Below are 17,794 nucleotides of genomic sequence, written 5' to 3'. Positions count from 1 at the left end.
GCACCTCATTTTATTTAATTCCAATATTCGCTAACACCGTTAAAATACAATATGCAATGCCTGAAGCAATAACTGGGCCAGCAGCAATACCTTTAAAAACGACCACTCCCACAATCGTACCGAAAACTAACGCCACCGTCATTTCTGGAGACGCCGACAGTAAGTGAACACCCTTAGCGGACAAAATAGCAACGAGAATTCCACAAAGCACAGCTACATAACCTGCAGGTGACTTAAAAGCATTAATCAAATCACGAAAACCCACTTCTCCAGTGGCTATCGGAACCAAAATGGCAACCGAAATGACAGTGACCCCCCAATTAATTCCTTGTGAACGAATCACACCCAGTAAATGCCCCGTTTGCGGTAAAGCTTTTAAAATTAATACCACTAATGTAGCAATTAATAATGAATTATTTTTGCTTAAAAAAGCTACTACTAAGATAATAGCTAAAAATAACCAACTCTCCATAAAATCTCCTCAATATTCAACATCTTACCATATAATCGTCTTTCTTGCTTGGCGACTCTTAGTGACAATTTGAAGGCAAAATAAAAAGCAGGAAATTAATCCTACTTTTTTACTAATTAATTAATTGAACTTTAAAGTGAGTTCGAAGCACCACGGTAAACATTACCACGACGTGAATCAACAGTAATAACTTCATCATCTTTAATTAACTTAGTAGCATCTTGAGCACCAACAATAACTGGAATACTTAAAGCAATTCCCACGACTGCAGCATTAGATGTTAAACCACCATTTTCTACCACTAAGGCACTAGCTTTTTCAATAGCTGGGAAATAGTCTTTATCAGTATTTTCGACAACCAAGATATCTTGATCACTCATTTTATCAATAGCTTCTTGAGCACTATGGGCAACAGTTACTTTACCAATTACTGTTTCATCACCAACGCCTTGGCCTTTGACTAAGTTAGAACCAATTAATTGAACTTTCATCAAATTAGTTGTACCACTTTCGCCAACTGGCACACCGGCAACAATTAAAATCAAATCGCCTTCCTTAGCAAAGCCTAATTCTTGAGCTTTTTGCGCTGCTAAGTCAAACATTTCATCTGTGTTTTCTGGACGATCTGCAACAACTGGATAAACACCCCAGTTAACTGTCAAACCACGTTGAACTTTTTCATCAAAAGTAACGGCTAAAATATCCGCACTTGGACGATATTTAGAAATCATCCGTGCTGTATAACCAGAATTAGTAGCTGTAACAATCGTCTTGATACCTAATTCTTGGGCTGTCCGCACTACAGATTCACCAATGGATTCTGTTGCGTTAGAACCCTTATATTCTTCAAAACGTTGTAAAGCTAAAGTATTGGCACCATCAAGTTGTTCTTGTGTCCGTACATCAATGCGGCTCATAGCATCAACAGCTTGCACAGGATAATCACCATTAGCACTTTCACCAGATAACATTGTGGCATCAGTACCATCTAACACAGCATTGGCAACATCAGTAACTTCAGCCCGTGTAGGACGTGGATTTTCTTGCATCGAGTCTAACATTTGTGTAGCAGTAATAACCGGCTTACCTAAAGCATTGCACTTTTTGATTAAATCTTTTTGAACAAATGGGACGTTTTCAAATGGAATTTCCACACCCATATCACCACGAGCAACCATCAAACCATCAGAAACCTTTAAGATTTCATCAATGTTATCAATACCTTCTTGTGATTCAATTTTAGGGAAAATTTGAACTTGTTCTTGATGCTTAGCTTCTAATAATTCACGAATGTCTAACACATCTTGAGCTTTCCGTACAAAACTAGCAGAGATGTAGTTAATGTTGTGATCTAAACCGAAGTTGATATCATCAGTATCTTTTTCGGTAATACCTGGTAAGCGAATTTCCACGCCAGGCGCATTAACACCCTTCTTAGAACCAATAACACCATCATTTTGTACAACAGTAACTAATTCTTTATGAGCTTCGTCTTTTTCAGTAATCTTTAAATCAACCAAACCATCATCGATTAAGACGTGACCACCAACATGAGTGTCATCATATAAACCAGGATAAGTCACTGCAATTTTTTCAGGATTACCTGTAAAATCAGGATCCATCGAAACGCGAATTACATCACCAGTATGAGCTTCAAACTTACCGCCTTCTTGAACAGTCGTCCGAATTTCTGCACCTTTAGTATCTAACATAATACCAACGATTTTACCAGTTAACTTTTCAGCTTCTTTAACCATTTTCATCCGTGACAAATGTTCTTCATGGTCACCATGAGAAAAGTTAAAGCGAAAGACATTAGCACCTGCTTCAATCAATTTAGAAATTGTTTCAACATCGTTACTTGCAGGTCCTAAAGTACTAACAATTTTAGTTCTTTTCATTAATTTTCTCCTCAAATAAATTAATCACACAACTTAATTAGCATACCAGAAAATATTACTTAGCTAAAGACTTGTTTATACCGTATAAGCTTAAATCTGGTTGATGTTTTTCGTCAAATAAATCGGTCATTGGATGATAGGTTAATTGATTATTTTCTGTACCAATAGCAATTCCGCCTTTACCTTCAGCCAACAAATCAACCGCATAAGCTCCCATTTTGCTAGCAAGTACGCGATCACGAGCTGTCGGGGAACCACCACGTTGGACATGACCTAAGACTGTACTTCGAGCATCAAAATCACCATATTGTTTTAATTGCTCCATAAATTCATCGGCATGCATGACTCCTTCAGCCAGCACAATAATTGTGTGCTTTTTGCCACGCGCCCGTAAAGCTTGAATATTTTGCGCAATTTGGGCAATATCGAATTCTTTTTCGGGAATAATAATCTCATCAGCACCACCAGCAACACCAGCCCACAAGGCAATATCACCAGCACCACGGCCCATCACTTCAATCACAAAAGTTCGTTCATGACTAGCCGCAGTATCACGAATTTTATCAATGGATTCCACTACAGTATTAACCGCAGTATCAAACCCAATTGTAAAATCAGTATACGGAATATCGTTATCAATGGTTCCTGGTAACCCAACCGCATTATAGCCATGCTCGGTTAAACGCAAAGCACCGTGATAAGAACCATCACCGCCGATAACCACTAGCGCATCAATACCAAACTTCTTCAATTGCTCAATTCCTTTAAGTTGGCCTTCAACTTGAGCAAACTCTGGATAACGAGCAGAATACAGCATAGTACCGCCCCGCGTAATAATATCACCAACGTCAGAACGTTCCATCTTAAAAATATCACCAGCGACTAATCCAGCATAACCATAATTAATCCCGTACACTTCAAAGCCTAGTGACATTGCTCGCCGCGCTACCGCACGAATAGCGGCATTCATTCCGGGCGCATCGCCACCACTAGTCATGACACCAATTTTTTTCATCATCACACCTCACAGTTAATGAAACTACATACAAAATATACCATTATTTTCGAAAAAAAACAGTACTACTTTCCAGAAAAGTTGCTTTATTGATAACTACAATTAGTTTTGCCGAAGGCCTGAATTAACGAATTGCGGCTTTGTTCATCGTATTTAATCCAATATTTTCGATTCAATAAAAAATTTTCACTATTTTCAGAAAAACAAGCAATTACTGGCGTCTCTCCGGGATATTTTTGGGTTAAAGTCATTAATTTTTTAATATGTTTTGGATCTTTTTTCTGAAATTTAACAAAAACGCGATGTGGCGGCACCTTTTTTAATAACGGAGCTGCTTTGAATATTTTATCAGCGATTAATTCTGGGCGTTGCTGCTGATCGGTGGTAACTTTCACCCGCATTAGATACACCTGATTTTTAATTAAATCTATCGTTTGAAAAGTGCGGGGAAAGACCGTCACTTTAAGAGTTCCTAACTGATCGCTTCCGGTTACAAAAGCCATTTGTTGCCCTTTTTTAGTTCGAATCACTTTAATATTCTGAATAAATAGCAAAATATTGGCCGTTTGACCAACGACCAATTGTTGGCTAGAAACAATGGGATACAGCCACTTTAAAGTCTGGTATTTATCAACCGGATGTCCCGAAATGTAACTACCTAAATATTGTTGTTCCTGATCCAATTTTTCCAAATGACTATAATCTGGAATTTTTTTAGCTTTGGGTTTTAAAACATCAAACAAAGAAATACTATTATGCGCCAAATGTAAGCTTTCCAAGAGATCCGGTAACTGGTCAACAATTTGTCTGCGATTTTCATGTAAGCGGTCAAAACAACCACTTTTAATCAACGGCGTAATCAGTTCTACATTGCGAAAACGTTCATCAATTCGTTTGACAAAATCTAACAGACTTGTAAATTGACCTTGTTGTCGAACTTGCAAAATATTTTGCAAAAAATCACGACGAACGTGTTTAATAAACAATAACCCAAAACGTAAACTCTGCTGTTCAATCGTAAAATTGAGGGTACTTAAATTAATATCGGGGCTGAGCAGTTTAATCTTTTGTTGTCGTAAATCTTGTAAATAAATGATAGTTTTATCACTATTCAAATTAGCGTTTAATAAAGCTGCAAAAAAAGCCTGCGGATAATGAACCTTTAAATAAGCCAACGTATAAGCTAATTGACTATACGCTACCGAATGAGCTTTATTAAAACCGTAATTAGCAAACTTTTCTATATATTCAAAAACTTGCTGTGCATTTTTTAATTGATGACCGCGACTCACGGCTTGTTGGATAAATTGTTGCCGCTGTTGTTGCATAATTTGGCTATCTTTTTTGGCAATAGCACGGCGTAATAAATCCGCTTGGGCCAAGCTAAAACCGGCCATTTGCGCTACCACTTGCATAACCTGTTCTTGATAAATCAAAATACCATAAGTGGGTCGTAAAATTTCTTTCAAGGAATCATCAGGATAAGTAATAGGTTCTTGATGATGTTTGCGCGCTATAAAATGGGCAATATTTTGCATGGGACCAGGACGATACAAAGCATTAACTGCCACAATATCAGCAAAATCATCAGGTTTTAATTGGCGTAAAACCGAACGAATGCCGCGCGATTCAAATTGAAAGATACCGTCTGTTTGGGCCGTTTTAAAAAGTTGCAAAGTGTCTGGATCATTCAATGGAATTTGCATGGGGGCAATTGTGACTTGTTGAGATTGCTGAACTAATTCTAAAGCTTGCGCCAAAATTGTCAGATTACGTAAACCTAAAAAATCAATTTTTAAAAGTCCTAAAGCTTCCACATTACCCTTCGTTTGCTGAGTTAACCAAGTACCTTCACTTCCCCCCGCTTGTAAAGCGACGGTGTCCGTTAATGGTTGTTGACTCAAGACAATTCCCGCAGCATGGGTTGAAAAATGTCGTGGTAAGCCTTCAATTTGCTGTGCTACCTGGAATAGAGTTTGATTTTGACTAGATTGTCCCACCAAAGTCCGTAACGCTGAAGATTGTTGATAAGCTGTAGCCAATTTAATCCCCAATTGCTGCGGAATTGCTTGAGACCAGCGCTTTAATTCAACCTGACTCAATCCCATTACACGTCCTACATCTCTTAAGGCCTGTTTAGCTGCAAAAGTACCAAACGTGATGATTTGCGCCATGTGTTCTTGACCATATTTTTGCTGCATATACTGCACTAGTTCTTCCCGGCGATTATCAGGAATATCCAAATCAATATCTGGCATATCAACGCGTTCTGGGTTTAAAAAGCGTTCAAATAATAAATCATATTTTAAAGGATCAATTTGGGTAATTTGTAAAGCAAAACTGACTAACGAACTAGCTGCTGAGCCCCGCCCTGGTCCGGTTAGAATCTGCAATTGATGTGCTTTTTGCACAACATCTCGAACAATCAAAAAATAATCCGCGTAACCCATTTGGTTAATAACTCGTAATTCATATGCTAACCGCTGCTGATAATTCTTTGGAATGGATTGGGGCGCAAAATACTGTTTTAATCCTGCTCGCGCTAGCTCAGTTAAATATTGAGCAGCAGTTAAATGTTTTGGCGTGGCAAAATGAGGTAACTGGGTGCGTTGAAACTGTAATTCGACTTGACATTCTTGTGCTAATGCTAAAGTTTGCTGCCAAGCTGTTTGTAAATTCAAATTAAGGCATTGCTTTTGACAAGCTTGGGCTGAACGTAACGAATGATCTTGCGTATTAGTTGTCGTCGTCAACTTATCTCCTGTTGCTACATGCTGCAATACCTCTTGACTAAAAGCATCTTGGGGTTGCAAGTATTGAACATCATCTAAAATCACACAAGCCAAATTTTGTAGTTGACTTAACCGCTGCCGTAAATTAATTTGCTCTGTTGTAAAATTACGTAAATCTAAACCAACATACAAATCATGGGGTTTGATTTGCTGTAACCGTTGTAAATATTCGGGTGCTTGTTGTTGATGGCGCGTTAATAAAACTTCTAATTCACTGCGCCCCTGAGGAACAATTAAGACTAAATCCGTTAATAATGAGGAAAATTGTGTTAAATCTAGCGCCGTCGTTTGTGTCTGAATTTGCGTAGATAATTTTAATAAATTATGATATCCACGAACATTTTTGGCAAGCACAATTAGTGGATAATCATTTTCTTGATCTAATAACCCGGGAATTAACAACGTCATCCCTAATAGCGGGCGTAAATGATTTTGCTTAGCTAACCGATAAAAGTCTACCAAACCATAGGTCACGTTAACATCTGTTAGAGCAACTGATTGATATCCCAATTGTTTTGCTTGCTGAATTAATTGTGGCAAGCGAATGGTACTTTGTAATAAAGAATAGCTACTTAAAACTTGCAACTGCGTTGTCATTAGCCAGTTCACCTCTTTAACTATTTTATCTTAAATTTCCATGAGTTTTCACGCAAATAAAGTGAATTTTGTGGTAAAATCCAATTATGAAAGTGAGATGAATAAGATGAGATATTTCACTAGTTTATTTTGGATTTTAATCTACGGACAAATCTTAGGTTATATGGGAGCAGCTTTAACTAGCACCCAATACCAACCGATGACCGCCTTAATTATTTCTATTGTATTTACGATTCTTTTCTGGATTTTAACGGCTGCGTTAGATTCACCTTCGAAAGCTAAAAAAGAGTAACTTTTGATTAAGTTACTCTTTTTTTATGGATTAACTAACTTAGTTCCAGTACATTGCCAGCTAGTTAACTATTCAGCCGTTAGGTAAAAATAGACTTGCTTTTGTGACAATGCCATTTTTAATACCCGATGTTGCGAATGAATGGCCTTAAAAGTAGTTTGTTGACTACGCGTTTTTGTTAATTCATGTTGCATTTGTTTCAATACTTGACGGCCATTAGCCCCTGATAAAGTACAGATAATCATTAACGATTGTACCAATGATTGCAAATCTTTGGGCTTTTTCAAGTTTTGCAAGGGTGCAATTAAGGTCAACCCCATTAATTGTTGATCTTGGACACTAGCCCGCAATGTTTGCTGTGGCGTGTGGAGCAGATCAGTAATCGTATTGGTCATTGTTAGTGGTAACACCCTTTGACGCATCATCATATTATATTTTTGAGCAAACTGCGCATAATTTCCCAAAGATTTCATTGCTTGAACAGGTACTTGTTTAGTCACTGTTTGTCCCTGTAAGCGACTACGCAATGTTACTTTTTGTTGGTGTTTAGTGCCCCAGACGTTAATCACAAAATTACCTTGTTGATTAGTTACTGCATGCCAAGAACTTTGAGTCCCTACACGGTAACTAATTTTAGCTTGTCGAGGAACGTGACCTTTAATCGTGGCTTGCATCACATTTACCGGGTAACTTTCCCGACTAGTTTTGAGATAATTATGATTAGAACAGGCAGTTAAGCCTAATAACAAGGGAAGAATAATGAGCCATAACCATCTTTTCATGAATTATCACCTGAATAAAATTTAAGACAGACTAACCGAATTAATCTGCCTTGAAATAATTATAATTAATTTGCTTGATTACTTGTTACTACTTGTTTGCCTTTGTAATAACCTTTTGGTGAAACATGATGGTTCATACGATATTCACCAGTCGTGGGATCAAATTGAATATTAGGTTGACTCAACTTGATATGACCCCGACGTTGGCGCTTCTTTTGTTTAGAAGTTTTTCTTGCTGGAACTGCCATATTTAATAACTCTCCTTTGATTAAACTTGCTTCTACAAATATATTTAAAATCAAATAACATTCGTAATTACTTATTCATGTTACTATCATTTCAGATAGAGGGCAAGTCCTTTTACTTATTTTTCCCGAGTTTTAGTCACAAGTTACTTTTTATTGCCTAATTTTTGCGTCAACATATCACCCAGATGTGGCACCAATTGATAAGCTACATAACCTAATTGCATAATGCGTGGCCGATTCAATTCTCGCACCGGTCGGCCGATACAATGAATAATAGCTTGTGCCAACTTTTGTGGATCTAATTTAATAGCACCTACCGACTTTAAGTAATTACCTGTGTGATCAGCAATCTTAAAAAAATTCGTGGCCACTGGCCCTGGATTAACCGTTGTCACCTGAATATTAAAAGGACGAAGTTCCAAGCGTAAACTGTCAGAAAAAGCAATGACCGCTGCTTTAGTCGCTGCATAGACAGCTGATTTGGGTGTGGGAATTTTACCACCCATCGACCCCAAATTAATAATCTGTCCTAGACGTTGCTGCATCATGTGTTCTGCTACATAACGGGTCAAAAGCATTGTGCCTAAAACATTGACCTTTAACATTTTGTTCCAGAGTGGGTATTCTGTAGTATTAAATTGAGAAAAATCGCCAAACCCTGCTGCATTAATCAGAATCTCAATTTGTTGATGGCGCGCAAAAATCTGCTCTAAAGTACGTTCCACATGCTTGGCAATGCTCACGTCTAAGCTGTAGCTTTCGACAAAGCCACTAGTTAGCGCTTGACATTGACGGGTAATGCGCGCTAATTTTTCTTCATTGCGCGCGATTAAGATTAAATTAGCGTTTTTATGTGCTAATTGCCAAGCCAATTGTTGACCAATCCCTGATGATGCTCCAGTAATAATGACTGTTTGACTTTGCAAATGTTGTAAGGCCGCTATGTTCATGCTGACGTCTCCTCTGGGTGATGTAATTTAATTTCAAAGCGATCAAAATCTTTAACTACATAAGAATTAGGAAAAATTTGCCGAGCATCATGTAAAAGTTCATAAAACTTATTACCAACGTAACGTGCTGAAATATGATTCAACAACAATTGATTAACATGAGCCGCCCGGGCAATTTGTGCTGCCTGAGCACTAGTTGAATGAAAATGCTGGCGTGCCAATTTTTTTTCATGGCCAGCTAAAGTACTCTCATGTACTAATACATCAGCATTTTTGGCCAATTTAATGCTTGCTTGACAATAACGCGTATCACCAATAATCGCAACTACTCTGCCTGGTTGACTTGGACCAATAAAATCTGCCCCATTTAAAATGGTACCATCAGCAAGTTCCACTTGTTCCCCGCGCTTTAGTTGCCCCCAAATAGGCCCATTAGGCAAGTGATATTCCGCCAAACGATCAACCAATAATTCCCCAACATGCGGCTTTTCTTCAACACGATAACCATAGCACAAAATTCGGTGATCTAGTTTCTGACAGGTAACTTTAAAAGTATTATCTTCAAAAACGACCCCTGCATCTTTAATTTCATGATAATTAATGGTATAGCCTAAATGGCTATCTGATAAGCGCAAACTAGTTTGCACATATTCTTTCAAGCCGACAGGACCATAAAGATCTAATGGTTGGTCACCACCTTGAAAAGAACGTGAAGACAATAGCCCCGGCAAACCAAAAATATGGTCGCCGTGCAAATGCGTAATAAAAATTTTATTAATTTTACGTGGTCGAATGGTTGTAGCCAAAATTTGCTGTTGTGTTCCTTCACCAGCGTCAAATAACCATACTTCATTGCGTTCATTTAATAATTTCAACGCCAAGCTAGACAAGTTTCTTCCCTTAGAAGGAACTCCCGCACCTGTTCCTAAAAATTCTAATTCCATATTTACTCTTCCATGTTTTAATATTTCGTATGCTTCAAAATTTCTTGCGCAATCAGCAGACTATAATAAACCGATCCTTGGTCATTAGTATGCACCTGATCATCATAAAACCAATTAGGATGATGTTGACTAGTTGCATACCAATTAATAACTGTCAAATTAGAATAGTCGTGAGCTGCCTTTTTAAGGACTTGATTAACTGGTTTTTCCCATGAGCGAGTGGGGACATGAACATTAATCCAAAAAACTTGGCGCTGCTTACCAGCTAACTGCATCACTTGCTGAACTTGTTGAGAGCTAATAGCCCCGTTAGTCCCCATTCCAATTAAGATCGTTTGTGGCAAAGCCGCCTCTGCTTTATATTTTTGTAATAAATCAATTGCCACATCAATGCCGCGGCTCACGTCAGCATTAATTAACATTTTGGGAAAAATTGCTCGCAGTCCGTTTGAACCATCTACCATCACTGAATCGCCAATTGCTAACGCTGATAGGTCTTGCGCTCTTTGTAAATCAAACTGCGTAATCCCCAGTTTTTGGTATTTAGAATTAACTGGATGACTCTTTGCCAAACTTTGCCATTTTTGAACCTGTTGTTGATTATGTTTCACGGTTGGTTTCTTCTTCAAGTCATGCAAAACTTGCTGATTGTGTTGCTTATTAATTTGATGATTATGCTTAATTTTTTGTGCTAACTGACTATGATTAGCATCACTAGCTTGTCCATTATCTTGGAAAAGTCCCCAACTACCAGTCACAACTGCCGCTAGCACTAATACGGTGCCGACCACTTTGACAGAACGTTGCTTTTTGTGCTGTGACTTGCGGCCATAGGTACTTAATGGGCGCTCAACAAAATAATAAGAAATCAAACTAACTAAAAAGATTAATACAATTTCGATAACTGGGTATAAAAAGCGATGATCTGCCACGTTAGTAAACTTAGATTCAAAAAAAATCATCACCGGAAATTGGTATAGATACAAACCAAAGCTGAGTTTCCCAATCCAAGCAAACAGCGGATTAGTTAATAATTTATTCCAAATAGCTGCCGGATGCGCCACAATTGCGACTAAAATCGTAGTCAAGATCGAAAAGAGAAACATGCCACCTCGATAAGTAAAAGCGTCGGTGGCTTTCATTTTAAAAATAAAAAAGAGCATCAATGCTAAACAAATCGCACCACCAACATTTAACAGCTGACGATCAAATTGCCGCACATCTTGACGCAGTCGATTGCTGGGCCAAATAAATGCTAACGCACAGCCTAATAAAATCGAGAACAAGCGAGTATCAGTGCCATAATAAATCCGACTTGGATCAGCATGGGGATTATATAACAAGGCCATTAATCCCGCAGACACTAGAGTTAACACCAAAGTCACCAATAAAACTTTTTTAGCCGATAAAAAACGTAATAAAATTAAGATAATCAACGGCCATAACAAATAGAATTGCCCTTGAATTGATAAAGTCCACATATGCGTAAATGGTGATTCATTATTCGCAAAACGTTCAAAATAAGATTGACCGTGTGCGATTTGCCAAAAGTTATAAACATTCAACACATTAGTGGTAAAAATAGCTCGTAAATTTTTTAAGAGATTTTTTTGAAAAAATGCAATATAGGCACTTGCACTAAATAGCATCATCAATAATCCGGGATATAATCGTCTTATTCTTTTAAAGTAGTATTTGCCCAAGTTAAAATGACCTTGGTCCCTCAAAGAACGTAAAATTTGATCTGTAATTAAATAACCTGATAAAACTAAAAAAATCGGAACTCCTAAGTAACCTCCTGAAAACACTTCAGGATTTAAATGATACAAAATAACTCCAACAACACCTAGCGTTCTCAAACCGTCAAATCCGGTAATGTAACGTCGGCTTTTCTCCATTTGCTCCACTACGTCTAACACTCCAACTTATTATATTGCGATAGTCTGTTGATTACATAAACTCAAATTCAAAGTCATCAATTACTACAGTATCGCCCACTTGCGTTCCTGCATTAGTTAATGCCTCGTCAACACCCATCCGTTTGAGTTTGCGTGCAAAACGCATTATGCCATCTTGATAGTTCAAGTTACTACGTTGTAATAAAGAACTTACCGCTGCACTAGTGACCACAAAAGTATGTTCGTCAACTTGCTCAATCTGAATGTCATCGGCCGGTGCAGCTTGATACTTATAGGTCTTCTTTTCCGGTGTCGATTTTTCTGGTAATGCAGCAGTAAAATCAGGCGCAGTAGCTAAAACTTGAGCAGTTTTTTGCAATAATTGTTGCACTCCTGTGTGCGTTACACTAGAAATTTCAAAAACTTGTTCAATTTGCAATGTTTGTTTAAATTTCTGTAACCGATCATTTGCTCCCGGTAAATCCATCTTAGTTGCCACAATTATCTGCGGACGCTGCAATAATTTAGGATCATATTGTTTTAATTCTTCATTAATTTGTTGATAATCTGTTACGGGATCACGACCATTATTCGGATCCATATCAATTAAGTGTAAAATGACTCGCGTTCGTTCAATGTGCCGCAAAAATTGAAAACCCAGCCCCACACCCTGAGCTGCGCCAGTAATCAGTCCGGGTAAATCTGCCAAAACAAAATCCTGACCATCTGCTAAACGCACCATTCCTAGATTGGGCTTGAGCGTTGTAAATTGATAGGCTGCAATTTTCGGTTTAGCTTTTGTCGCTACTGATAATAGCGTTGATTTACCAACTGACGGAAAACCAACCAATCCAACATCTGCTAATAATTTTAATTCTAATTGAATCACGCGTTGTTCGCCAGGAGTTCCATTTTCCGCAATTTCCGGAGCGGTATAGCGAGACGTAGCAAAATGAATATTACCTCGTCCTCCGTGACCACCGTGAGCAACAATTAATTCCTGCTGATCGGATACCAAATCACCCAAAATTTCTCCCGTTTCAACATCACTAACTGTCGTCCCAGGAGGAACACTAACATAAACATCCTGTGCATTAGCTCCATGCATTGCCTTAGTCATGCCGTTTCCGCCAGCTGGGGCTTTAAATTGGTGTTGATAGCGAAAATCCATCAAGGTTCTTAAACCGGTATCCACTTTTAAAATAATATTGCCACCCTCACCACCGTCACCGCCGTAAGGGCCACCTTTAGCGACGTATTTTTCGTGTCGAAAAGCAACAGCACCGTCGCCACCGGCTCCTGCTTTAACTGTTATTTTGACATTATCTATAAACATGAAAACCTCCGCAAAACTCTTATCAAACACTAATTTTAACATAGTTTACTGGAAAAAGTGGTTGTTCCTTGAGAATAATAATGACGTTTTTTTGACGATTTTGATTGTTTTTGAATGGTTATGATTGATTTTGACAAAAAACAGAGTATGATATTTGTATGGAGGTAAGATGTAAGTGATTACAGAACGTCGACGGCAAATTATTTTAAACCAATTACAACAAAAAAATATTGTCACAGTGCATGACCTAGTTAACCTAACTGGCGCCTCAGAATCAACCATTCGTCGTGATTTGTATGAGCTAGAAGATCAGAAACTATTATCACGGATTCATGGTGGTGCCAAAAAAATCAATTCCTCATTGCTCGCAGAACCCAAAGTAGCTTTAAGAGCTACCATGGCTTTGCCTGAAAAACGAGCAATTGCAAAAGCTGCTGCTAATTTAGTTCACGATCATGAAGTTATTTTTTTAGATTCTGGAACTACAACTAATGCCATGATCCCTTTTTTAGCACATAAAAAGGATTTATTGGTCTTAACTAATAGTGTCGACAACGCTGCTTTATTAGCGGATCAACAATTGCACACTATCATGCTGGGGGGCTTTTTAAGAAGCTCTACTAAAGCCACTGTCGGTCAACATGTAACACAATATTTGAGTGATTGCCATTTAGATCAAGCTTTTTTAGGCACTAATGGCTTTGATGTCCAACATGGTTTTACGACGCCTGATCCTGAAGAATCATTAGTCAAGCAGGCAGCTGTTCGACAATCTGATCAGACTTACGTCTTAGCAGATAATTCCAAATATCAGCAAACGCGTTTTAGTAAATTTGCTAAATTAGATGACGCTATTTTAATTACTGATCATCTAGCTGCTGATATTAGTCAGCACCTTACCTCATATACTAAAATAATGGAGGTCCTGCAATGATCTATACCCTTACTGCAAATCCATCGATTGATTATGTTTTGCAGTTATCAAAAATGACTTTAGGTGAAGTCAATCGAGTAGAAAATGACGTTAAATTGCCTGGCGGCAAGGGGATCAACGTTTCACGGATTTTGCAAGAGTTACAACTGTCATCAACGGCTTTAGGCTTTATTGGTGGCGCAACGGGAGATTTGCTTACGCAACTGCTCAAAAAAGCTGCTGTCGTGACTGATTTTACCCCAGTTCATGGCGATACCCGCATTAATGTCAAGATCAAGGCCGATCAAGAAGAAACCGAAATCAATGGCCGCGGTCCACAAATCACCCCTGGAGAAAAAGCTAGTTTATTACAAAAAATCGCCCAAATAAAACAAGGCGATGTGGTTATTATGGCCGGTAGCACCCCACCAGGTTTAGACCAGCAATTTTATTTAGACATTGCTCAGCAAGTTACTGCTAATGGTGCAGAATTTGTCATCGACACTACTGGTCAAGCCTTACTGGATACCTTAGCTTTTCATCCGTTAGTGATTAAACCAAATCATCACGAATTGGCTGAATTGTTTCAAACTAGTTTCCATGATTTAAACGATATCATTCAGGCAGCTCGTAAGCTGTTAACTCAAGGTGCTCAACATGCCTTGGTTTCGATGGCTGGTGATGGAGCTTTATTAGTGACACCAGATGCTGCCTATCAATGTAACGCACCTAAGGACATCGTGAAAAATTCGGTTGGTGCAGGTGATTCAATGATTGCTGGTTTTGTTGGTACTTATATGAAGACCCACGATGTTTTGGAAAGTTTTCATGTCGGTGCTGCTTGTGGTTCTGCTACTGCATTTAGTGAAGATTTAGCGCAAATTACTAAAATCAAAGCCGTCTATCAACAAATTCAGGTTACTCAAATTCAATAATAAGTGAGGCGTTTAAAATGGATTTAAAAGAATTATTACGTAAAGACGTCATGATCATGGATTTAAAGGCGACTACCAAAGAAGCCGCTATTGATGAAATGGTCGCCAACTACGTCCAAAAAGGCGTCGTTGATGATGAAAAATTATTTAAGGCGGATATTTTAAAGCGTGAAGCCGAAACCAGTACTGGTATCGGTGATGGCATTGCCATGCCACATGCGCGCGATAAAGCTGTCAAACGGGCCACAGTTATGTTTGCCAAAAGTGCTCATGGTGTTGATTACGATGCTTTAGATGGTCAACCAGTCTACTTGTTCTTTATGATTGCTGCTCCCGATGGTGCTGATAGCCTGCATTTACAAGCTTTGGCCGCTTTGTCAGCCTTATTGATTGATCCTAAGTTAGTCGCTGCTCTAAAAGAAGCAACAACTCCAGAACAAGTTCAAGAATTATTTGACCAAGCGCAAGCACAAAAAGAAGCAAAAGAAAAAGCGCAACAAGAAAAAAAGGCCCAGCAAGCTGCTAATCAGACAACTAATACTGACCGGGGCTATATCGTGGCAGTTTCTGCTTGCCCTAACGGAATTGCCCACACCTACATGGCAGAAGCTGGTTTAAAAGAAGCCGCCGAAAAATTAGGGGTCGACATTAAAGTCGAAACTAATGGTTCCGAAGGTGTCAAGAATAAATTAACGCCGGCTGAAATCAAACGCGCGGATGGCGTCGTGATTACTGCCGATAAAAAAGTTGAGATGGCACGGTTTGACGGTAAGAAATTAATCAACCGGCCTGTCATTGACGGTATTAATAAACCGGAAGAATTGATCCAAAAAATCGAAGCCGGTAATGCTCCCACTTACCATGCTAATCCGGATGAAGCTGATAGTAGCGACGGCGAAGTTGAAGGTAAGTCCATGTGGTCGCGCATTTACGCTGACTTAATGAATGGTATCTCTCACATGTTACCATTCGTGGTTGGTGGCGGAATCTTAATGGCCATTTCTTTCCTATTGGAAAACATGGCTGGTCCCAAATCAACAAGTTTCCTATTCTTTAATAGTATCGGTAATTACGCCTTTAACTTTTTAATTCCAGTTTTAGCAGCTTATATTGCCGTTTCAATGGCTGACTTACCTGCTTTAATGCCTGGTTTTGTAGCTGGTTTTATGGCTTCACAAGCTAGTGCTAGTTTTGTTCATTCATCTAGCCCTGCCGGCTTCATTGGTGGTTTAATCGGTGGTTTCTTAGCTGGTTGGGTAGTTGTTGGCATGAAGAAAGTCTTCAAATTTGTGCCTAAGTCACTTGAAGGTATGAAACCAATGCTGTTATATCCGGTCTTTGGTTTACTAATTGTCGGCGCCATTATGTACTTTGCTGTTGACCCAGTCTTTGCCGTGGTTAACCAAGCCATTACTGATTTCTTAACTCACATGGGTACTGGTAATGCTGTCTTATTAGGAGCCTTACTTGCTGGAATGATGTCTTTAGATATGGGTGGTCCTTTCAACAAAGCTGCTTATGCCTTTGCAATTGGTATTTTTACTAATACTAAAGATGGTGCTTTAATGGCTGCCGTAATGGCTGGTGGAATGATTCCGCCATTGGCAATTGCCTTAGCTGCAACCATTTGGAAAAACAAGTTCACCGAACAAGAGCATCAAGCTGCTATGAGTAACTATATTTTAGGTGCTGCTTTTATCACCGAAGGTGCCATTCCTTTTGCTGCCGGTGATCCATTGCACGTTATCGTTCCAAGTGTGATCGGTGCTGCTATTGGTGGTGGTTTAACTCAATTCTGGGGCGTTAACGTTCCCGCACCGCACGGTGGAATTTTTGTTTCACCATTATCCAATAAACCATGGTTATTCTTATTATCAGTCGTGATTGGAGCAGTCATTGCCGGTTTAATTTACGGTATTTGGAAACCTGCACTCAAAAAAGCTGAAGCAAAATAAATTTTCTTGGAAAAGTCCGTCATTATGATGCGGGCTTTTTTTGTATAACAAATCAAATTATTAAAAGTTTCGTTTGATCCCATCTTTTTTGTATAATTAATTTAACAATCAAATTTGATTAAGAGGTGATAATGATGATTTTAGAAGCTTGTGTTGGAGAATTTTCACAAGTTCCCAAAGTAATTAAGCGCGGTGCCAAACGCATTGAATTAAATGCCGATCTCGCCCAAGGTGGCATCACTCCTAGCTTAGGCGTTATCAAAGCAACCGTTGAATATGCCCACCAATATCGAATTCCCGTCATCGTCATGTTACGGCCCCGCGGACGAAATTTCATCTATAACGCCGCTGAGTTAAAAATTATGCATGAAGACGCCCAATTAATTGCTCAAGCTGGTGCCGATGGTGTGGCCGTGGGAACTTTAACTTCTGGAAAGCAAATTAATACTGCTGCTTTAGAATATGTTTTGGGTACTTTACCACTTATTAAGGTCTTTCATATGGCCTTTGACGACATTAAAAATCAACCAGCTGCCATGGACTGGTTGATTCAGCATAATTTTCAACGAATTTTAACGCATGGTGGTCCATTAAACAAACCATTAAATATTAAACACTTACAAGAATTAATCGAATATGCCAACGGCCGCATTGAAATTTTACCAGGCGGCGGCGTTACTCACAGTAATGTTCAAGATATTACCCACTTATTAGGTGTCGAACAAGCGCATGGTTCAAGAATTGTGTAAGGCAAAATAAAAAAG

General features: G+C 38.8%; 15 protein-coding genes. 5 read left to right on the top strand and 10 right to left on the bottom strand.

What is annotated here, in order from left to right; genetic code table 11:
* Window positions 1–10: 10 nt before the first annotated feature.
* The 4 genes from AC3B5S_RS07840 to dnaE all read right to left on the bottom strand — a co-directional run bounded on the left by AC3B5S_RS07840 (window position 11) and on the right by dnaE (window position 6,777).
* Window positions 11–472 (bottom strand): DUF441 domain-containing protein, encoded by a 462-nt coding sequence (locus AC3B5S_RS07840; RefSeq protein ID WP_489757904.1) that lies wholly within the window; start codon window positions 470–472, stop codon window positions 11–13.
* Window positions 473–603: 131 nt separating this feature from the next.
* Entirely contained in the window at window positions 604–2,373 is a 1,770-nt protein-coding gene (gene pyk, locus AC3B5S_RS07835; protein ID WP_489757903.1) for a pyruvate kinase, read from the bottom strand.
* Window positions 2,374–2,428: 55 nt separating this feature from the next.
* Window positions 2,429–3,388: a 6-phosphofructokinase gene (gene pfkA / locus AC3B5S_RS07830; RefSeq protein ID WP_489757902.1), complete on the bottom strand. Its 960-nt coding sequence runs from the start codon at window positions 3,386–3,388 to the stop codon at window positions 2,429–2,431.
* A gap of 86 nt (window positions 3,389–3,474) precedes the next feature.
* The gene (gene dnaE / locus AC3B5S_RS07825; RefSeq protein WP_489790319.1) at window positions 3,475–6,777 is read right to left on the bottom strand and encodes a DNA polymerase III subunit alpha; all 3,303 of its coding nucleotides are present in this window, start codon (window positions 6,775–6,777) and stop codon (window positions 3,475–3,477) included.
* Between the two features lie 106 nt (window positions 6,778–6,883).
* Here dnaE and AC3B5S_RS07820 point away from each other — a divergent pair, with 106 nt between their 5' ends.
* Window positions 6,884–7,069, top strand: a complete 186-nt coding sequence (locus tag AC3B5S_RS07820; protein ID WP_489757900.1) for a YjzD family protein — start codon at window positions 6,884–6,886, stop codon at window positions 7,067–7,069.
* A gap of 68 nt (window positions 7,070–7,137) precedes the next feature.
* Here the strand turns inward: AC3B5S_RS07820 and AC3B5S_RS07815 are convergent, their stop codons facing one another.
* The 6 genes from AC3B5S_RS07815 to obgE form a co-directional block, all read right to left on the bottom strand.
* The gene (locus AC3B5S_RS07815) at window positions 7,138–7,851 is read right to left on the bottom strand and encodes a hypothetical protein (protein WP_489757899.1); all 714 of its coding nucleotides are present in this window, start codon (window positions 7,849–7,851) and stop codon (window positions 7,138–7,140) included.
* Window positions 7,852–7,916: 65 nt separating this feature from the next.
* On the bottom strand, window positions 7,917–8,099 hold the full coding sequence (rpmF, locus tag AC3B5S_RS07810) for a 50S ribosomal protein L32 (RefSeq protein ID WP_489757898.1): 183 nt from the start codon (window positions 8,097–8,099) through the stop codon (window positions 7,917–7,919).
* Between the two features lie 143 nt (window positions 8,100–8,242).
* On the bottom strand, window positions 8,243–9,049 hold the full coding sequence (locus tag AC3B5S_RS07805; RefSeq protein ID WP_489790318.1) for an SDR family NAD(P)-dependent oxidoreductase: 807 nt from the start codon (window positions 9,047–9,049) through the stop codon (window positions 8,243–8,245).
* Window positions 9,046–9,993 carry a ribonuclease Z gene (rnz, locus tag AC3B5S_RS07800; RefSeq protein ID WP_489757896.1) on the bottom strand — a complete coding sequence of 316 codons (948 nt, stop codon included), beginning with the start codon at window positions 9,991–9,993 and terminating at the stop codon, window positions 9,046–9,048. Before rnz ends, AC3B5S_RS07805 begins: the two co-directional genes overlap by 4 nt.
* A gap of 17 nt (window positions 9,994–10,010) precedes the next feature.
* A complete protein-coding gene (locus AC3B5S_RS07795; RefSeq protein ID WP_489790317.1) occupies window positions 10,011–11,891 on the bottom strand; it encodes an acyltransferase family protein in 1,881 nt (626 codons plus the stop codon).
* Window positions 11,892–11,943: 52 nt separating this feature from the next.
* Window positions 11,944–13,227 carry a GTPase ObgE gene (obgE, locus tag AC3B5S_RS07790; protein ID WP_489757894.1) on the bottom strand — a complete coding sequence of 428 codons (1,284 nt, stop codon included), beginning with the start codon at window positions 13,225–13,227 and terminating at the stop codon, window positions 11,944–11,946.
* 175 nt (window positions 13,228–13,402) lie between these two features.
* Between obgE and AC3B5S_RS07785 the strand changes: the two genes are divergently transcribed.
* The 4 genes from AC3B5S_RS07785 (at window position 13,403) to AC3B5S_RS07770 (ending at window position 17,779) form a co-directional block, all read left to right on the top strand.
* Window positions 13,403–14,161, top strand: coding sequence for a DeoR/GlpR family DNA-binding transcription regulator (locus AC3B5S_RS07785; protein ID WP_489757893.1), 759 nt, complete (start codon window positions 13,403–13,405; stop codon window positions 14,159–14,161).
* Window positions 14,158–15,075, top strand: coding sequence for a 1-phosphofructokinase (pfkB, locus tag AC3B5S_RS07780; protein ID WP_489775432.1), 918 nt, complete (start codon window positions 14,158–14,160; stop codon window positions 15,073–15,075). The genes AC3B5S_RS07785 and pfkB overlap by 4 nt, the downstream gene beginning before the upstream one ends.
* 17 nt (window positions 15,076–15,092) lie before the next feature.
* A complete protein-coding gene (locus AC3B5S_RS07775; RefSeq protein WP_489769734.1) occupies window positions 15,093–17,030 on the top strand; it encodes a PTS fructose transporter subunit IIABC in 1,938 nt (645 codons plus the stop codon).
* A gap of 131 nt (window positions 17,031–17,161) precedes the next feature.
* Window positions 17,162–17,779, top strand: coding sequence for a copper homeostasis protein CutC (locus tag AC3B5S_RS07770; RefSeq protein ID WP_489757890.1), 618 nt, complete (start codon window positions 17,162–17,164; stop codon window positions 17,777–17,779).
* The last annotated feature ends 15 nt before the right edge of the window (window positions 17,780–17,794 follow it).

The organism is Bombilactobacillus sp. ESL1094 (assembly GCF_058107425.1).
Note: the sequence above shows the minus strand (reverse complement) of the source record. Positions and strands in the feature narration are given on the sequence as shown.